Raw genomic sequence first — 17,217 nt, forward strand, 5'->3', positions numbered from 1 at the left:
GGGAAGGCTTCATCATGAAATTCGTTACCGCCAGCGCCGTCGTGGCGCTGCATCTGTCCTTTGCCTCCGCCGCCTGGGCGCAGGCCGTGCCGGATGCGGGCGCAGACGGCGACGTGATCGTCACCGGCACCCGCGAGCGGGGCCGGACGCAGTTCGATACGCTGGCGCCCGTTGATGTGCTCCCCGAAACGCTGATCCGCTCGGGCGTGTCGGGCGACCTGAACGACACGCTGGCGCAGCTGCTGCCCTCCTTCAACGTGCAGCGCCTGCCGGCGGCGGACGGGCAGGCGTTCGTCCGCCCGGCCACCTTGCGCGGGCTGTCGGCGGACCAGACACTCGTGCTGGTCAACGGCAAGCGTTACCACCGCTCGGCGCTGCTCGGCACGCGCGGGGCGCAGGCCCCCGACCTCGCCAGTATCCCCAGCCTGGCGATCAAGCGGATCGAGGTGCTGCGCGACGGTGCCTCGGCGCAATATGGGTCGGACGCGATTGCGGGCGTCATCAACATCATCCTCGACGACGCGCCCGGCATGGAGGCCTATGGCCAGATCGGCCGATATGATGCGGGCGACGGCAATGATTATCAGTCGGGCATGCGCGGCGGCATCGCGCTGGGCGAGCGCGGCGCGATCGTCTTCACCGGCCAGTTCGAACATGCCGAGGCCACCTCGCGCACCCGCCAGCGCCCCGACGCCATCGCGTTCCAGGCGGCCAATCCGACCCTGACCGTTCCCAATCCCGTCCAGCGCTGGGGCCAGCCGGACGAGGAGCGGCTGCGCGGGGCGATCGACATGCATTACGAGCTGGCGCCCGGCGCGACCCTCTATGCCTTCGGCACGGCGCAGCAGGGGGAGGGCGTGACCGACTTCAACTGGCGCAATCCGGCGGGGACGGGCAGCGTCTATAACGCCAGCAGCGCCTTTCCGGGTTTCAGCTTCCGCAGCATCTATCCGGTCGGCTTCACACCGCGTTTCGGAACGCGCTTCGCCGACCTCCAGGCCGATAGCGGGCTGCGCGGCGAGCTGTCCGATGCCTTTTCCTACGACGTCAGCGCGTCGTCGGGCCGCAGCCGTATTGACTATACGCTCGCCGAGAGCCTGAACGCCTCGCTGGGGCCGAACAGCCCGACGCGCTTCTATCTGGGGCGGCTGACCCAGGTCGAGACGAACCTGAACGCTGATTTCGTCTATCGCCTGCCCATCGGCGGGGTCGAGCCGCTGAACATCGCCTTTGGCGGCGAGCGTCGGATCGAGCGTTATGTCGTCGGCACCGGCGACCCCGCTTCCTACGCCATCGGGCCGGGCGCGGCGACGGGGCTGGCACCCAACTCCAACGGCTTCCCCGGCTTCGGCCCGCAACAGGCGGGCCATTTCCGGCAGAGCAGCCATGCGGGCTATGTCGACCTCGCCTGGCGGCCGGTGTCGATCGTCTCGCTGGGCGCGGCGGGGCGCTATGAGGATTTCTCCAGCTTCGGCGACAAGTTCACCTACAAGCTGTCGGGCCGCGTAGAGCCGGTGTCGTGGCTGGCGCTACGCGGCACCTATTCGACCGGCTTCCGCGCGCCGACGCCCGCACAGTTGAACACGCGGGTGGTCAGCCAGGGGCTCGACACCCGCACGCTCCAGGTGTTCAACCAGGGCCGCCTGGCGCCCAGCGATCCGCTGGCGATCGCGCTGGGCGCCAAGCCGCTGCGCCCGGAAACCTCGCGCAACGCGACCGTGGGGCTGGCGGTGCAGACGCAGGTCGGTTTCACCGCGACGGTCGATCTCTATCAGATCGATGTCGACGACCGGTTCAGCCAGTCGGCGACGATCGCCATCCCGGCGACCTTGGCCAATCCCAATCGCTTCACCTCGATCAGCTATTTCACCAACGACTTCAACACGCGCACGCGGGGCGTCGACATGGTGCTGGGCTATAACCGCCAGATCGGCGGCGGGCGGGCCAGCGCGACCCTGGCCTATAACTACAACCGCACCCAGGTGCGCAGCGGCACCAGCGCGGCGATCGCCAACGAGACGCAGCGTCGCATCTTCGAGGAACGGCTGCCGCGTCACAATGCGACCGGCACGCTGGGCTATGATATCGGCCCGGTCGGGGTGATGCTGCGCGGGCGTTATTACGGGCCATGGACCGATGTGACGGGCAATGCGACGGGCGAGCTGTTCCAGCGCTTCGGCGGCATCGCGCTGTTCGACGCCTCGCTTACCTATCGCATCACGCCCAACATCTCGCTCCGGGGCGGGGCGGAGAATATCTTCGACACCTATCCCGCCGAGGCGACCAACCAGGCCAATCGCGGCCTGATCTACTCGCGCAATGCCCCCTATGACACCGATGGCGGGCGCTATTATGTGCGCGTCGGGGTCAGCTTCTGATGATCGACCGGCGCATGGTGCTCGCAGGCGGGATGGCGGCCACCGTCCCGCTGCCGGGGATCGCTGCCCGGACGCGGAGCAATGCGCCGGGACCCGATGACGAGGCTTTCTGGGCGGGTGTCGCGGCGGATTATGATCGACCGTCCGACGGCATCGCCCAGCTGGAAAACGGCAATTGGGGTGCGATGGCGCGGCCCGTGCGGCTGGCCTATGAACAGGCCATCGCGCGGGTGAACCGCGACACCAGCTATTATGCGCGCCGGGGCATGCTGGCCGATCTGCGTGCCGCGCGCGAGGCGGTGGCGGACGAACTGGGCGTGCCGCCCGAGGAGATCGCCTTCACCCGCAACGCGACCGAGGCGCTGAAGGCGCTGATCCTGGGCTATAACCGCCTCTCGCCGGGCGATACGGTGCTGTACGCCGATCTCGACTATGACAGCATGCAGGCTTGCATGGAGAGCCTGGGCCCCCGGCGCGGGGTGCGGGTGCGGCGCATCGCCCTGCCGGAGCCTGCGACGCGACAGGCGCTGATCGACTCCTATGCGCAAGCCATGGCGGCGGAACCCCGGCTGAAGCTGATCCTGTTGACCCATCTCAGCCACCGGACCGGGCTGGTCCTGCCGGTGCGGGAGATCGCCGCGATGGCGCGGGCGCGGGGTATCGATGCCATCGTCGATGCGGCGCATAGCTGGCAGCAACTGGACTTCGCGCTGCCCGATCTCGACTGCGACTTTGTCGGGCTGAACGGGCATAAATGGCTGGGCGCGCCGCTGGGGATGGGGATCCTCCATATCCGTCGTCCCGCGCTGGCGCGGATCGACCGCGATCCGGCCGAGGATGCGGCGGGGCCGGACGGCATCCTGTCGCGGGTCCATACGGGTACGCTGGACTATGCCGCATGGCTGACGGCACCGGCGGCGCTTGCCTATCGGCAGCGGATCGACCGGGCGGCGCGGGCCGCGCGGCTGCGGGCGTTGCGCGATCGCTGGGTGACGCGGGCGCGACAGGTTTCGGGGATCACCGTGCTGACGCCCGACGATCCGGCCTTGCACGGCGCGATCACGTCCTTCCGCATCGACGGCGTGGCGAGCGCGCAAGGCAATGCCGAACTGGCCAAGCGGCTGCTCGACCGGCACCGCGTCTTCACCGTCCACCGCACCGGCCCGGCCAAGGGTGCATGTATCCGCGTCACGCCCGCATTGTTCACATCGATGGCGGAGGTCGACCGGCTGGCCGCTGCCTTGCCCGATCTCGTGGCGTCTTTCCCTCCCTCGCCTCTCGCCGAGGGGAGAGGTTAGCGGAGAACCGCGCTACTCCACGGTCACCAGCGTGACCGACCGGGCGGGAACGGTCAGGGTCAGGCGGTCGCCCCTGATCGCGACGGCCTTTACCGGCTGGGGCACGAAGGGATCGGGCTGGCCGAACTGTACCGGCCGGTCGATGCGGTCGGCGGTGATCGCCGATGCCTGGGCGCGTCGGCCGGACAGGGTGCTTGCCACCATTTCCACGGGCGCGGGCTTGTCGGGGTCGAGGTTGACGATCGACAGGTGCAGCTTGCCTGCCGCATCGCGTGAGGCCGAGGCGCTGATCGTCGGCAGGCGCGTCGCGCCTTGGACATAATCCGGCGTATCGACATCGACCGGAATCTGCGTCGCGCCCTGATGCACCTTGTACAGGTCGAAGACGTGCCAGGTCGGGGTCACCACCATCTCCTTGCCCCGGGTCAGGATCAGCGACTGGATGACGTTGACCATCTGGGCGATATTGGCCATCCGCACCCGGTCGGCATGGTTGTTGAAGATGTTGAGGCTGAGGCCCGCAATCACCGCGTCGCGCAGCGTACTCTCCAGATAGAGGGCGGAGGGCGCGTCCTTTTCGCTGTTGAACCAGGCGCCCCATTCGTCGACGACCAGAGCGACCTTCTTTTCGGGGTCGTAGCGGTCCATGATCGCGGAGTGGCGGCGGACCATCTCGTCGGTCAGCTGCGCCCGGCCCAGCGCCTTGGCCCAGTCGTCGCGGGTGAAGCCGACATTGCGACCCTTGGCATACCAGTCATTGCCGGTGAAGGTATAGAAGTGGAGCGACAGTCCCCAAAGGAGCGGCCGGGGATTGATATAGGCGAGCGGGGTGGGATGGGGCCGGGACTTCATCGTCCCGGCCATGACCTTTTCGGTCCACTCGTAATCGTCGGTGTCCGCGCCCACCGCGATCAGCTTCGTCGGGCCGCCTCCGAAGGTGCGCAGGTTGGCGGCATATTGGCGATATTGCGCGACATAGGTTTCGGCCGTCATCTTGCCGCCACAACCCCAGCTTTCGTTGCCGACGCCGACATAGGGCACCGCCCATGGGGCGGCACGGCCATTGGCGGCGCGCTCCGCCCCGGCCGAGCTTTCGACGGGCGCGGTCATGTAGCGCAGCCACTCGTCGGCCTCGCGCACGCTGCCCGATCCGACATTGACCGATACGAAGGGCCTGGCCCCGATCTGGTCCAGAAAGTCCATGAACTCGTGCGTGCCAAAGGCATTGGAATCGGGCGCGTTGCCCCAGGCCGCGTTGATGCTGCGCGGCCGTTTGTCGCGCGGGCCGATGCCGTCCCGCCAGTGATAGCCGTCGGCGAAACACCCGCCGGGCCAGCGGATCACCGGCACCTTCGCCTGCCGCAGCGCCTGGGTCACGTCGTTGCGGATGCCGCGCGTATTGGGGATCGGCGAGCCCTCGCCGACCCAGATGCCCTCATAGACACCGCGTCCGAGATGTTCGACAAATTGGCCGTAAATCTCGGGCGCGATACGGGGGCCGGGACGGTCGGCATGAAGCAACAAGGTGGTGCGCGGCGCCGTTGTTTCACCGTTCGCTGCGGCTGTCACTGCCGTTGCCGTGGAGAGCGCCAGTACGAAGCTGCCGACCCAAGCGATACGATGCGAAAAGGCAGATTTACCCATCCCCGATCCTCCCCCGATATCTTATATTGTAAGAGTAATGCCACCCATTTGTATATGCAACCGGTCATTCCCCCTGAACTGAACGCGGCTGGCGGCTCTGGCAGGCCCGCCGCTTTCGCGACATAGCCGGGGCCATGTCCTTCCCCCGACTCTCGCCGTCCTGGTTCCGCCACCGGGTCCGATCCAGCGAAGCGAGCCTGGTCCTGCTCGCCATCGCGATCGGTGCGGCGGCGGGATTGCTGAGCGTCGTGCAGGGGGCCATCGCGCGAGGGTTGCAGCGGTTGCTGTTCACGTTGGAGGTGGATCAGCGCCTGAGCGCCAGCACGACCGTCCCGGCCTGGGGACTGCTAGCCCTGCCGCTGGGGGGATTGGTGCTGGTCCTGTTCTCGCGGATCACGGGTGCGCGCAAGCGGCGGCTGGTCGACGCGGTGGAGGCCAATGCGCTGCACGGCGGGCGCATGTCCTGGTCGGACAGTCTGGTGATCTCCGGTCAGACGATCCTCTCCAACGGCTTCGGCGCCTCGGTCGGTCTGGAGGCGGCCTATGCGCAGCTGGGGGCGGGGCTGGCCTCGATCACCGGCGGCTGGTTGCGGCTGCGGCGCGGCGATCTGCGCGTGCTGGTCGGGGCGGGGACAGGCGCGGCGATCGCGGGGGCCTTCGGCGCGCCGCTGGCCGGGGCCTTCTACGCTTTCGAGATCGTGATCGGCGCCTATACGCCCGCCGCCATCGCGCCGGTCGCCGCCGCCGCCCTGACCGGGGTGCTGGTCGCGCAGATGCTGGGCGCACAGCCCTATCTGGTCAACGCCGTCGCGGGCGAAGCGGTGCTGACCCATCATTACCTCATCTATGCCGGGCTGGGCGCAGTGGCGGCGGCGCTGGGCATCGTGCTGATGCGCGCGGTGGCGGAGATGGAGACGCTGACCCGCCGTCTGCCGATCCCGGCGGCGTGGCGGCCGGTCCTGGGGGGCGTCCTTCTGATGCCGCTCGCCTGGATGACGCCGCAAGTGCTGTCGGCAGGGCACGGGGCGTTGCATCTCGACCTGGAATATGGCCTGCCGCTCAGCTTCCTCGCCGCCATCTTCGTCATGAAGAGCGCGGCGTCGATCGTGTCGCTGGGTTTCGGTTTTCGCGGCGGCCTGTTCTTCGCCTCGCTGTTCCTCGGCAGCCTGCTCGGCCATATCTATGCCGATCTGATCGGTCTGATGATCGGCGCGCCGGTCGTCGATCCGCAAAACGCCGCGCTGGTCGGCATGGCGGCCTTTGCGGTGGCGGTGGTCGGCGGGCCGATGACCATGGCGATGCTGGTGCTGGAGGCCACGCACGACTTCTCGCTGGCGGGGGCGGCGATCGCGGCCTCGCTGGTCACGACGACCATCGTGCGCGAGACGTTCGGCTATTCCTTCTCGACCTGGCGGCTTCACCTGCGCGGCGAGACGATCAAGAGCGCACGCGATGTCGGCTGGATGCGCACCCTGACCGCGGGGCGGATGATGCGCCGGGTCGAGCGCGCGACGCCTGCCCAGTGGACCATTGCCGAATTTCGCCGCGCCTTTCCGCTGGGATCGACCAGTCGTGTCGTGCTGGTCGACGAACAGGGCCATTATGCCGGGATCGTCCAGACCGCGCGCGCCTATGTCGACGGACTGGACCCGGCCGAGCCGATCGCGACGCTCGCCATCCAGCGCGACCATGCGCTGGCGCCCGAGGCGGATGTGAAGGCGGTCATGCGCGCGCTCGACGCGGCCGGGGCCGACGAAATGGCGGTCGTCGGCCCGGACCGGACGGTGCTGGGCCTGCTGTCCGAACCCTATGTCCGCCGTCGCTATGCCGAGGAGATGGACAAGGCGCAGCGAGCGCTGTTCGGCGAGGACTGACCGGGCTCGTTTCATTCCTCCCCTTTAAGGGGAGGGGGACCATCCGCAGGATGGTGGAGGGGTGTCACCCTTGTCGATAGCGGGACACCCCTCCGTCAGGCCTTCGGCCTGCCACCTCCCCTTGCAGGGGAGGAATGAGCGGCCTCAGCGCGCTCCGTCGATATAGCGGGTCACATTCTCCGCCAGCACGTTCAGCGGAACGTTGCCGCCATCGACCACCGCCTGGTCGAAATCGCGCAGGTCATAGCGCGTTCCGAGCGCCTTTTGCGCGCGGGCGCGCTGCGACACGATCTCGGCCCGCCCGACCTCGTAGCCGCAGGCCTGACCCGGCCAGGAGCAATAGCGGTCCACCTCGCTCTCGGCATTGCTACGCGGTAGGCCGGTGGCGGCGATGAACTCGGCCAGCGCCTTGTCGCGCGACCAGCCGATCGCATGGATGCCGGTGTCGACGATCAGCCGCACCGCGCGCCAAGCGAGGCCCATCAGATAGCCGAGCCGCCCGGCGGGATCGTCGCGGTACATGCCCAACTCGTCCGCCAGCTGTTCGGAATAGAGCGCCCAGCCTTCCGAATAGGCGTTGAACGCCAGGATCGAGCGGATCAGCGGCAGCTTCTGCGCATATTCGCCCTGCCAGACATGGCCCGGTATCCCCTCATGATAGACGAGATCGGGAATGGTGACGCGATTGTGGATCGACGGATCGCCCAGATTGACCCAGACCTTGCCCGGCACGCTGCCGTCGATGGTGCCGGGGCCGCCATAGGCCGCAGGGGCGCCGGGCTCCTGCGCCACCGGCATCCGCCGGATTTCCAGATTCCCGCGCGCCAGCCGCCGGAACGCATCGGGCAGGCGCGGCCGGATCGCATCGATCCGGCCCTGCATATAGGCGACGATCTGCCGCCGTCCTTCGTCGCCATCGGGAAAGCCGATGCCGGGGCGCTTCTGATAGGCGATGGCCCGCTCGGCGACGCTGCCCTGGGTCAGCCCCTCGCTGCGCAGGATCGTGTCCATCTGCGCCTGGAGATCGGCGAGCCGGGCCTTACCCATGGCGTGCAGGTCGGCCGCGCTGCGCCGTGTGGTGGTCCCGGCGCGAAGGCCCCAGCCATACCATTCCGGCCCGTGCGGGCGGACATTCATGCCGGGTGCCGCGATCGCCACGCCGCGCTGCGCCTGCAATTCGGCGAGCTGCCGCTCCAGCGCAGGCATGATCGCCGAGCGCACGATCCGCGTGGCACGGTTGGTCCAGTCGCCGGGGATCGCGGTCGTCTTGCGTGCAAGCGGCCCGATCAATGGGCCATCGGCCTTCGCCGCCTCGGCAATGGTGCCGGTCATGCCCTTGATCGTCTTGTCGAGCAGGAAGGACGGCGGCACCAGCCCCTGTTCGCGCGCCTGGCGGATCCGCACCGTCTCCCCATTCAGCTGCGCGGGCATGGCGGCGAGGCGGGCGAGATAGGCCTCCGCATCGGCCTTGTCGCGAACCGGCTGGTCGCCGTCCAGCATCTGCGGCACGTCCAGCCAGGCGCCGACATTCTGGATGACGGCATAGGGTGTGTTCCGCCAGTCGCCGATCGTCGCGACGCCGTAAGGCAGCGCCATGCCGTCCAGCGCGGTCCGGAAGGCGCTTTCGACCACCGCAAGGCTGGTCAGCGTCGCGGGATCGAGCCCGGCGCGCGGCACCCGCGCCACCTGTTTCAGGCCATCGGTCAGGAAACGCTGCCGCGCCGCGATACCGGCGGGCGAGCGATCCTCCAGCCTGCGCCGCAGATCGGCATGGGCGCCGGTATCCACGCCCAGAGTGGTCGCACGCTCGGGCACGAGTTCGAGCAACTGCCACGCCAGCCGATCGAGCAGGGCTCCCACATCGCTGGCCGGACTGGCCGCCCGGACGGAGGCGGCGGCGGAGAGGGCGGTCATGCCCGCCAGGGTTTCACGACGGGAGAAGAAGCTGGTCATGCCGCCAGGATGACCGGCGCAGGGGCACAGGTCAAACGAGGATGCGGCCGCCTTGCGATTGTAACATAATGTTCATGCCCATGTCGCTTTCCTGTCTTGCCGCCCCCCTACCGCCTGCCGTGACGATAAGAGGGGCGGGCGGTTTATGAAGAATTTTGCGCGACTTGTGGGGGCCTCGGCCTTGGGCCTGTTGCTGGCGGGGACGGCTTTCGCACGAGGGCCTGCCGTGCCGCAGGGACTGAAGCTCGACCGGGTCGTGCTGCTGATGCGGCATGGTGTCCGCCCGCCGACCAAGTCGCCGCCCATGCCCGAAGGCACCACGAACCAGGTCTGGCCAAGCTGGCCGGTCGCGCCCGGTTATCTGACCCCGCACGGGCGCAGCGGCGTCGAGCGGCTGGGTGGTTATGACCGGCAAGCCTGGACGGCGGCGGGCCTGATGCCGCGAACGGGCTGCGCCGCAATCCGGATCGTCGCCGACAGCGACGAACGGACGATCCGCACGGCCGAGGCCTATGCCGAGGCGCTGGCGCCCGGCTGCTCCGTCGCGATCGATCACAAGCCGCAGGACGTGGCCGACCCGATCTTCTCACCGATCGACGAGCGGGCGGTGGCGTTCGATGCGGCGAAGGCGCGGGCCGCCGTGCTGGCCGGGGCAGGGGGCGAGGCCGGGCTCGTGGCGCTCGACAAGCGGCTGGCGCCCGAACTGGCGCGGCTCGACGCGATCCTCTGCGCGCCCGCCTCGCCGACATGCGGCGTGCGGCAGGCTCCGACCGGCTTGGCTCCGGCCAAGCCCCACAAGCGGCCCAAGCTGACCGGGGCGGTCGACCGGGCGTCAACGGCGGCGCAGATCCTGCTGCTCGAATATGCAGAGGGCAAGCCGATGGCCGAGGTCGGCTGGGGCCGTGCCACGCCCGCCGATATCGAGCGGCTGGGCGTCTTCCATGCCGAGGAATTCCGGCTGCTCGCCCGCCCCCGCTATGTCGCCAAGGCGAACATGGCGGGGGTCGCGCCGCTGATCGTCGAGGGGCTGACGGCGGGCAAGGGGCCGGTGGTCACGATGATCTCGGGCCACGACACCAATATCGCCAGCCTGGGCGGGCTGCTCGACCTGCATTGGAAGGTGCCGGGGCTGGCGGCGGACGATCCCGCGCCGGGCGGGGCGATCGTGCTGGAGCGGCTGGTCGATGCGCGGGGGCAGGCTTATGTCCGCGCGCTCTATCGGTCGCAGACTGTCGAGCAGATCCGCAAGCTGGCCGATCCGGCGGTGGAGGCGCCTTACGTGGCGGTGCTGCCGATCGCGGGCTGCAAGGCGCGGGGCGTGGCGGGGCTCTGCACGATGCAGGCGTTCCAGGCGCAGCTTACCCGCTAAACCATTCCTCCCCAAGCTCGCTTGGGGAAGGGGACCGCCGCGCAGCGGTGGTGGAGTGGCCGGTGACCCATGCCCCTCCACCACGCTCTTCGAGCGCGGTCCCCCTCCCCATCAAAGATGGGGAGGAATGGGGAGGCCTTACCAGGTCAGGTTCAAGCGGCCGTAAAGCTGCCGCCCGTTGAAGCCGAAGGGCGAGTAATAGGGGAATGCCGTCACGCCATTGTTGTTGAGCGCGGCGGGCGTCGTGCGGGGATAGGCGTCGAACAGGTTCGACGCCCCCAGCGCCAGCGACACATTGTCGTTGAAGCGATACCGTCCCTCCAGATCGACGATGGTCCGCGGGCCGGTATAGAGGTCGTTGGCAACCACCGATCCGGGTTGCAGGACATCGCCATAATGCACCGCGCGCAACGTCGCGCCGACCGCCTGACGGGTCCAGTCGACCGAGCCGACGATCTTGGTGCGCGGCGTGCCCTGTTCGATGGTCAGGATACGGTTGCGGCCGAACAGGCTGGGCGCGGGGTTCAGCGCGGCCGTCGAGGTCGGCACCCGGTCGACCGACAGGTCGTTGATGTTCGCCGCCGCGCTCAGGTTGAAATTGCCCAGCGTCTCGCTGCGCCAATTATACGCCGCAACGATGTCCAGGCCCTTGGTCGTGGTCTGGACGCCGTTGATGAAGAAACGCGCCGCCTGAACCTGGAAAGGCGACAACAACGCCGCGACCTGGGCGCTGGCCGAGGACTGGATATTCTCCGACAGCACGATCTGGTTGCGGATGCGGATGCGATAGCCGTCGACGGTCAGGCTGAACCCGCCGAAGCGCACGACCGTGCCCAGCGAATAGTTGCGCGACTTCTCCGGCTCCAGCGGCAGTGCGCCCAGCGTCCGGGCAAGGGTGCTGTCGACCGGATAGAGGCCGGTTTCCAGGATGGTGCCGTTGGTCACCAGCGTCTGGGTCGAGGTATAATATTGCTGTTGCAGCGACGGCGCACGGAAGCCGGTCGACAGCGTGCCACGGAAGGCCAGCCACGGTGCGACGTCATAGCGGGCCGAGAATTTCGCGGTCGCCGTCTCGCCAAAGTCCGAATAGCTCTCGCCACGGACGGCCGCGCCCAGGGTCAGGCGATCCCACAGCTTGGCCTCGACATCCAGATACAGGCTGCCGTTGCTGCGATGCGCATCGACCTGGTTTTCCGGCCGGAAGCCGACAAAACCCTGCGCACCTGACGCCAGATTGGCGGCCGCGCCGGGCGCGCGGTTGTAGCTTTCGGGCTGGCCCGCCTCGATCTTAAAGCCCTCGCGGCGATATTCGGCACCCGCCGCGACGTTGAAGACCGCCGCGCCCAGCGAATATTCGCGCGACAGGTCCAGCCCGGTGACGAGCTGGTCATAGGTCAGGCGACCGTCGTCGAAGTCGCGTAGCGTGGCGTTGCCATAGGTCGAATTGGCTGAGTTCAGCGTCGCGAAGTCGATCGTGTTGCGGCCATAGCTGACGGTCAGGTCGGCATTCCAGTCGCCGATCGTCCCGCGCACGCCGCCGGTCGCATTATAATCACGCGAGGTCGTGCCGATCAGCGGCAGGAAGCCGTCCGGATACAGGCCCCGAACCGCCTCGACATTGGCGGCGTTTGCACCCGCGACACGCGGGAAGGCGGCGCTTTCGCTGTCGCGCTGCTGGAAACCGCCATTGGCGTAAGCGGTCCAGCCGCTGTCGCCGAGCGGCAGCGCGGCGTTGAGATAGACGGTGCCCTGTTCGATCTGCGGATCGCCGAAGCGGGCGCGGATACGCTGCGGTGCGGGGCCGCGCGGGTCGATATCGGCGCGGTTGGTCGGCTGTCGCGCGACATATTCGCCCGACAGCGTCAGGAAGCCATCGCTGCCCAGGCCGAAGCCCTTCCAGCCGCTGATCGTCACGGACTCGCCGTCGCGTACCGATCGCGAGGTGCGCGCGGCATCATATTGGGTGGCGAAGGTGCCGAAGGTCACGTTCGCGCCGCCGCCCGAACGGGCCTCGCGCAGCCGCAGATTGACCACGCCCGCAATCGCGTCCGAGCCATATTGCGCCGACGCGCCGTCGCGCAGCACCTCCACCCGGTCGAGCGCGACGGTCGGGATGGTGTTGAGGTCGACCGCCGCCGCACCGCGTCCGATCGAACCGTTGATGTTGAGCAGCGCCGAGGTGTGTGCCCGCGTGCCGTTGATCAGCACCAGCGTCTGGTCGGGCGACAGGCCGCGCAGCGTGGCCGGGCGGATCGCATCCGTGCCGTCCACCGCCGCCTGACGGGGAAAGTCGATCGAGGGCGCGACGCTCGACAGCGCCTGGGCCAGTTCCGTCGTCCCTTGCGCGCGCAGGGCGTTGCCGCTCAGCACGTCGACCGGAGACACGGAGTCGAGGCGGCTGCGCCCCTGCGCCCGGGTGCCGGTGACGACGATATCGTTCTGCGCCGGGGCGGCGGCGGGTTCGGCCTCGGTCTGGGCGGTCGGCTCGGTCGCGCTCTGGGCCAGAGCAGGTGCCGCCAGCAGCGGGCTCAGCAACATGGTGCCGCCAAGCAGCATGGATCGCGCGGTGCGCATCGGGTCATTCCCCCTATTCTTATCAACGAGATGAGCTTTGTTGCTTCTATCTCTACAGCGTTGCTGGGAATTGGGGCGCAAGGCTTGCTTGGGGGGCGATAAGGTTGGCTTGGCGGTGACGGATGGGGGATGGGGGATGGCGAAACATCCATGATAGTCGACAAGTCTCTCCCTCGCCCCTCAAAGAGGGGAGAGGTTGCGCAGACTTGGTCTTTGCGAAAGCAAAGGCTTAGTCGGAGCTGGGTGAGGGGTGGAGCGCTCGGTTCCCGAGCGCGCGAGCCGAAGGCTCGCTCAACCCCTCACCCAAGCTGTGCTAGCCAGCACGCTGGCAAGCTCCGCTAACCCTCTCCCCTATCCAGGGGAGAGGGAAAGAAGAGGGGATTGTGAATGTCGATCCACCTGCAATTTACCAGACGTGGACGCGCTGTTCGGGCGTCAGGTACAGCTTCTGGCCGGGCTGCACCTTGAACGGGCCGTACCACGCGTCGAGATTCCGCACGGTCAGCACCCGCCACGGCGCGGGCGCGTGGACATCGGTGGCGATCCGTGCGCGCAGCGCCTTTTCGCGCATCTTGGTGCGCCAGCTCTGCGCAAAGGCCAGGAAGAAGCGCTGGTCGCCGGTCAGGCCGTCGATCACCGGCGCGGGCTTGCCGCCCAGAGAGGCCTTGTACGCTTCATAGGAGGCGGTCAGTCCGGCGACGTCGGCGATATTCTCGCCCAGTTCCTGCTCGCCGTTCAGGTGAAGACCGGGCAGCGCCTCATAGGCGCTATATTGCGCGATCAGCGCCTGACCGGCGCCCTCGAACCGCTTCAGATCGGCAGGCGTCCACCAATTATGCAGCCGCCCGGTGGAGTCGAAATCGGACCCGAGATTGTCGAAGCTGTGGCTGATCTCATGCCCGATCACCGATCCGATCGCGCCGTAATTGGCCGCCGCGTCGAACTTCGGATCGAAATAGGGGCTCTCCAGGATCGCGGCGGGGAAGTTCAGCGCGTTCTGGAGCGGCAGGTTGACCGCGTTCACCGTCTGCGGCGTCATCCACCACTCGCCGCGATCGACCGGTTTGCCCAACTTCGCCAGATGATAGCGATAGATCGACAGCCTGGCGCGCTGGGCATTGCCGACCGGATCGTCGGCGCGAACGTCGAACTTGGGGTAATTCCACCAATGGTCGGGATAGCCGACGCCGACCTTCAGCACCGCCAACTTGGCGCGCGCTTCCTTCTTGGTCGCGGGCGCCATCCAGTCGAGTGCGGCGATGCGGCGGTCGAAGGCGGCGACGATGTTCTTCACCATCGTCTGGATTTCGGTCTTGGACGACGCCGGGAAATAGCGCGCGGCATAGATTTTGCCGACCGCTTCGCCCAGCGCGCCGTTGACCGCCGAAATGCCGCGCTTCTCGCGGGGCTGCTGTGCGGGCGTGCCGTTCAGCGTGCGGCCGTAAAAGCCGAACGACGCATCGTCGATCGCCTTGGGCAGCGAACCCGTAACCTGGTTGATCGTGTGGAAGGCCAGCCAGTCCTGCCAGCTTTGCAGCGGCTCGCTGGCGACCAAGGCCGACAGCCTGGTGATCGCATCCGGCTGCCACGCGATGAAGTCGCGCTGACCGGCGGGCACGCCCGATGCGGTCCAGAAGGCATTCCAGTCGATGCCGGGAGCCTTGGTGTCGAAATCGGTGCGGGTCCAGGGATTGTCGCCCTTATGCGCGTCCTGGCTGGCGATGATGTCGGTCTGCGCGGCGGCGATCTTCATCTCCAGCGCAAAGACGCGGTCGGCGCGGGCCTGCGGATCGGACAGCCCGGCCAGCGTCATCAACTGGGTCAGATAGGCGCGGTACGCGGTACGGATTTCCGCCATCTCCGGCTTGTCCGACAGATAATAGTCGCGGTCGGGCAGGCCCAGCCCGCCCTGCATCAGATAGGGCACGTTGCGGGTCGGCCGGTTCAGATCCTGGCTGACGAACAGGCCGAACAGGTCGTTGGTGCTGGCGTAATTGTTGTTGTTGAACGGATCGGTGTCCGACCGCATCGCCGCGCCGATCGCGCGCGACAGGTCGTGCTTGTCCCTGATCGCGGCGATGGCGGCCAGATCGCCCTGGATCGGCTTCAGCCCGCGCGCCTCGTTCCCGGCGGTATCGGTATAGGCGGCATAATAATCGGCGATGCGCTGTTCGTCGCTACCGGGCGCGCCCTTGGCCGATGCCGCGCCCTTGATGATCGCGGCGGTGCGCCCCTCGGCCCGCAGCGAGACGTCCAGCCCGACCCCGATCGAGGATCGATCCGCCGGAATCTGCGCAGTCTTGATCCATGTCCCGTTGGCATAGTCGTTGAAATTGTCGCCGGGTTTGACGCTGTCGTCGATCAGCGCCTTGTCGACGCCGGGCAACAGGCCCGTCTGGGCAATGGCGGCGGAAGAGGCGAGGAGGGTGACCGCAAAGGCAAAGCGCTTCATGATGATCCTGAAATCGGGAGTTCAGGCCCGATGGAGCACCCTTCGCAGCCTCCAAGTCAAGGATCATAACATGAACTTCACGTCATGATCGCCGCTTATGGAAAGCCCTTGCCGCCATGCGCGCCGACGGCGGTGCCGGTGGAGAAGGTCGCCTCGCCGCTCGCCAGCGCCACATAGAGCGAGGCCAACTCGGCCGGTTGCCCAGCGCGGCCGAGCGAGGTGTCCTGGCCGAACTCGTGCATCTTGCCCGGCAACTGCCCGCCTGCGACCTGAAGCGGGGTCCAGATCGGGCCGGGCGATACGGCGTTGACCCGAATACCCTTCTTGGCCAGCTGCTTGGCCATGCCCCGCGTCAGGTTCTGGATCGCCGCCTTGGTCGAGGCATAGTCGATCAGGTCCTCGCCCGGATCATAGCTGTTCTGCGAGATGGTGTTGATGATGACCGAACCCGGCGGCATCGACGGGATCGCCGCCTTGGAAAAGCGGAAGACGTGATAGACGTTCGTCTCATAGGTGCGGACGAACTGCTCGTCGCTGATCTCCATGATGTCCGCCTTGGACTGTTGATAGGCGGCGTTGTTGACCAGCAGGTCGAGGCCGCCGAGCTGCGCGATCGCCTTGCGCACCACCTCCTCACAGGCCTTTTGCGTGCGGATATCGGCGGGCAGCAGCACCGCCTTGCGACCCGCCTGACGGATCAGGTCTGCGACCTCGCGCGCGTCCGGCTCCTCGCTGGGGTGATAGTTGATCGCGACATCGGCGCCCTCGCGGGCAAAGGCGATTGCGGCGGCGCGGCCGATACCGCTGTCCCCGCCGGTCAGCAACGCCTTGCGCCCCGTCAGCTTGCCCGATCCGCGATAGCTGGTCTCGCCATGATCGGGGCGCGGCGTCATCTTGCTGGCGAGCGCGGGCCAGGGCTGACGCTGCTCGGGGAAGGGCGTGCGGGTATAGGCCGAGCGCGGATCGCGCAGGCTGGGCACGCTATCGCCACCCGCCTGCGCCGCCGCCGCGCCCGGTGCCGCCGTGGCCGCCAGCCCCAGCGCCGCCCCACCCAGGACCCCGCGCCGCGAGGTTTCGAAATCGCTCATGTCGATGTCCTTCACGAAAGACAGGGGAGGTGTCAGGCGGCGATTTCGCCCTCGTCTTCGCCATCCCAGTAACGGATACGCTCGGCATGGACCCGGATCATGACCACGCCCGGCGTGTCGATGCCTTCGGGGAAATAGCGGTCCAGATCCTTGGTCCAATGCGCCTCGAACAGCGCACGATCCTGGATCAGCGCGGCACGCCCCTCGATCGCGACGAATAGCGGCGGCCCGCCTAGCATCCCGACCGCTCCGGTGTAGCTGAGCGTCACCAGCGGCTGAGCCTCGATTTCCGCCACCTTGCGCGACTGGGCATAGGCAAAGAAGTAGCTGTCGCCGTCATAATCGACATCGCCATTGTTGCTCATCGGCCGCGCCGTCATCGCCCCGGAGGCGCTTTGCGTCGCGAGCATCGCGAAATCGAGCTTTGCCATTTTCTTCGCCAGTTCAGGCAGCGTCATCGTCGCCATGCGATCATTCTCCCGGCAAGGTCGCAGGCGTTGGCAAAAAGCCAAATCCCTGAAATTGCTTGGAGTTCGTAACGGGCGAAAGCCGATAGGGTTCATCGGATCTGAAAGCGCATCAGCGCG

The 17,217-nt window shown here is 67.5% G+C and carries 10 protein-coding genes; 4 read left to right on the top strand and 6 right to left on the bottom strand.

The window, feature by feature from the left end:
• The first annotated feature begins 14 nt into the window (after nucleotides 1-14).
• Both ACQR50_RS06130 and ACQR50_RS06135 read left to right on the top strand, forming a co-directional pair.
• Entirely contained in the window at nucleotides 15-2,378 is a 2,364-nt protein-coding gene (locus ACQR50_RS06130) for a TonB-dependent receptor plug domain-containing protein (RefSeq protein WP_428970207.1), read from the top strand.
• Complete coding sequence (locus ACQR50_RS06135; protein ID WP_428970208.1) at nucleotides 2,378-3,676, top strand: aminotransferase class V-fold PLP-dependent enzyme; 1,299 nt, start codon at nucleotides 2,378-2,380, stop codon at nucleotides 3,674-3,676. Before ACQR50_RS06130 ends, ACQR50_RS06135 begins: the two co-directional genes overlap by 1 nt.
• Nucleotides 3,677-3,688: 12 nt before the next feature.
• On the opposite strand, the gene ACQR50_RS06140 is transcribed toward ACQR50_RS06135, so the two are convergent.
• A complete protein-coding gene (locus ACQR50_RS06140; RefSeq protein ID WP_428970209.1) occupies nucleotides 3,689-5,320 on the bottom strand; it encodes an alpha-N-arabinofuranosidase in 1,632 nt (543 codons plus the stop codon).
• A gap of 134 nt (nucleotides 5,321-5,454) precedes the next feature.
• Here ACQR50_RS06140 and ACQR50_RS06145 point away from each other — a divergent pair, with 134 nt between their 5' ends.
• Nucleotides 5,455-7,194, top strand: coding sequence for a chloride channel protein (locus tag ACQR50_RS06145; protein ID WP_428970210.1), 1,740 nt, complete (start codon nucleotides 5,455-5,457; stop codon nucleotides 7,192-7,194).
• A gap of 144 nt (nucleotides 7,195-7,338) precedes the next feature.
• Here ACQR50_RS06145 and ACQR50_RS06150 read toward each other — a convergent pair whose 3' ends face one another.
• On the bottom strand, nucleotides 7,339-9,147 hold the full coding sequence (locus ACQR50_RS06150; RefSeq protein WP_428970211.1) for a DUF885 domain-containing protein: 1,809 nt from the start codon (nucleotides 9,145-9,147) through the stop codon (nucleotides 7,339-7,341).
• Between the two features lie 145 nt (nucleotides 9,148-9,292).
• On the opposite strand from ACQR50_RS06150, the gene ACQR50_RS06155 reads away from it, so the two are divergent.
• Nucleotides 9,293-10,516: a histidine-type phosphatase gene (locus ACQR50_RS06155; RefSeq protein WP_428970212.1), complete on the top strand. Its 1,224-nt coding sequence runs from the start codon at nucleotides 9,293-9,295 to the stop codon at nucleotides 10,514-10,516.
• Between the two features lie 138 nt (nucleotides 10,517-10,654).
• Here the strand turns inward: ACQR50_RS06155 and ACQR50_RS06160 are convergent, their stop codons facing one another.
• The 4 genes from ACQR50_RS06160 to ACQR50_RS06175 form a co-directional block, all read right to left on the bottom strand.
• Nucleotides 10,655-13,090, bottom strand: a complete 2,436-nt coding sequence (locus ACQR50_RS06160; protein WP_428970213.1) for a TonB-dependent receptor plug domain-containing protein — start codon at nucleotides 13,088-13,090, stop codon at nucleotides 10,655-10,657.
• A gap of 406 nt (nucleotides 13,091-13,496) precedes the next feature.
• On the bottom strand, nucleotides 13,497-15,542 hold the full coding sequence (locus ACQR50_RS06165; protein ID WP_428970214.1) for a M13 family metallopeptidase: 2,046 nt from the start codon (nucleotides 15,540-15,542) through the stop codon (nucleotides 13,497-13,499).
• A gap of 95 nt (nucleotides 15,543-15,637) precedes the next feature.
• Nucleotides 15,638-16,630, bottom strand: a complete 993-nt coding sequence (locus tag ACQR50_RS06170) for an SDR family oxidoreductase (protein WP_428970215.1) — start codon at nucleotides 16,628-16,630, stop codon at nucleotides 15,638-15,640.
• Nucleotides 16,631-16,662: 32 nt separating this feature from the next.
• Nucleotides 16,663-17,097 (bottom strand): pyridoxamine 5'-phosphate oxidase family protein, encoded by a 435-nt coding sequence (locus tag ACQR50_RS06175; protein ID WP_428970216.1) that lies wholly within the window; start codon nucleotides 17,095-17,097, stop codon nucleotides 16,663-16,665.
• Nucleotides 17,098-17,217: the final 120 nt, after the last annotated feature.

It is taken from the genome of Sphingomonas sp. Xoc002, assembly GCF_050408055.1.
Lineage (GTDB): Bacteria > Pseudomonadota > Alphaproteobacteria > Sphingomonadales > Sphingomonadaceae > Sphingomonas > Sphingomonas yabuuchiae.

Bases quoted from the DNA above. Each gene is read 5' to 3' on its own strand.
- ACQR50_RS06130 (WP_428970207.1), top strand. From the start codon at position 15: ATGAAATTCGTTACCGCCAGCGCCGTCGTGGCGCTGCATCTGTCCTTT.
- ACQR50_RS06135 (WP_428970208.1), top strand. From the start codon at position 2,378: ATGATCGACCGGCGCATGGTGCTCGCAGGCGGGATGGCGGCCACCGTC.
- ACQR50_RS06140 (WP_428970209.1), bottom strand. From the start codon at position 5,320: ATGGGTAAATCTGCCTTTTCGCATCGTATCGCTTGGGTCGGCAGCTTC.
- ACQR50_RS06145 (WP_428970210.1), top strand. From the start codon at position 5,455: ATGTCCTTCCCCCGACTCTCGCCGTCCTGGTTCCGCCACCGGGTCCGA.
- ACQR50_RS06150 (WP_428970211.1), bottom strand. From the start codon at position 9,147: ATGACCAGCTTCTTCTCCCGTCGTGAAACCCTGGCGGGCATGACCGCC.
- ACQR50_RS06155 (WP_428970212.1), top strand. From the start codon at position 9,293: ATGAAGAATTTTGCGCGACTTGTGGGGGCCTCGGCCTTGGGCCTGTTG.
- ACQR50_RS06160 (WP_428970213.1), bottom strand. From the start codon at position 13,090: ATGCGCACCGCGCGATCCATGCTGCTTGGCGGCACCATGTTGCTGAGC.
- ACQR50_RS06165 (WP_428970214.1), bottom strand. From the start codon at position 15,542: ATGAAGCGCTTTGCCTTTGCGGTCACCCTCCTCGCCTCTTCCGCCGCC.
- ACQR50_RS06170 (WP_428970215.1), bottom strand. From the start codon at position 16,630: ATGAGCGATTTCGAAACCTCGCGGCGCGGGGTCCTGGGTGGGGCGGCG.
- ACQR50_RS06175 (WP_428970216.1), bottom strand. From the start codon at position 17,097: ATGGCGACGATGACGCTGCCTGAACTGGCGAAGAAAATGGCAAAGCTC.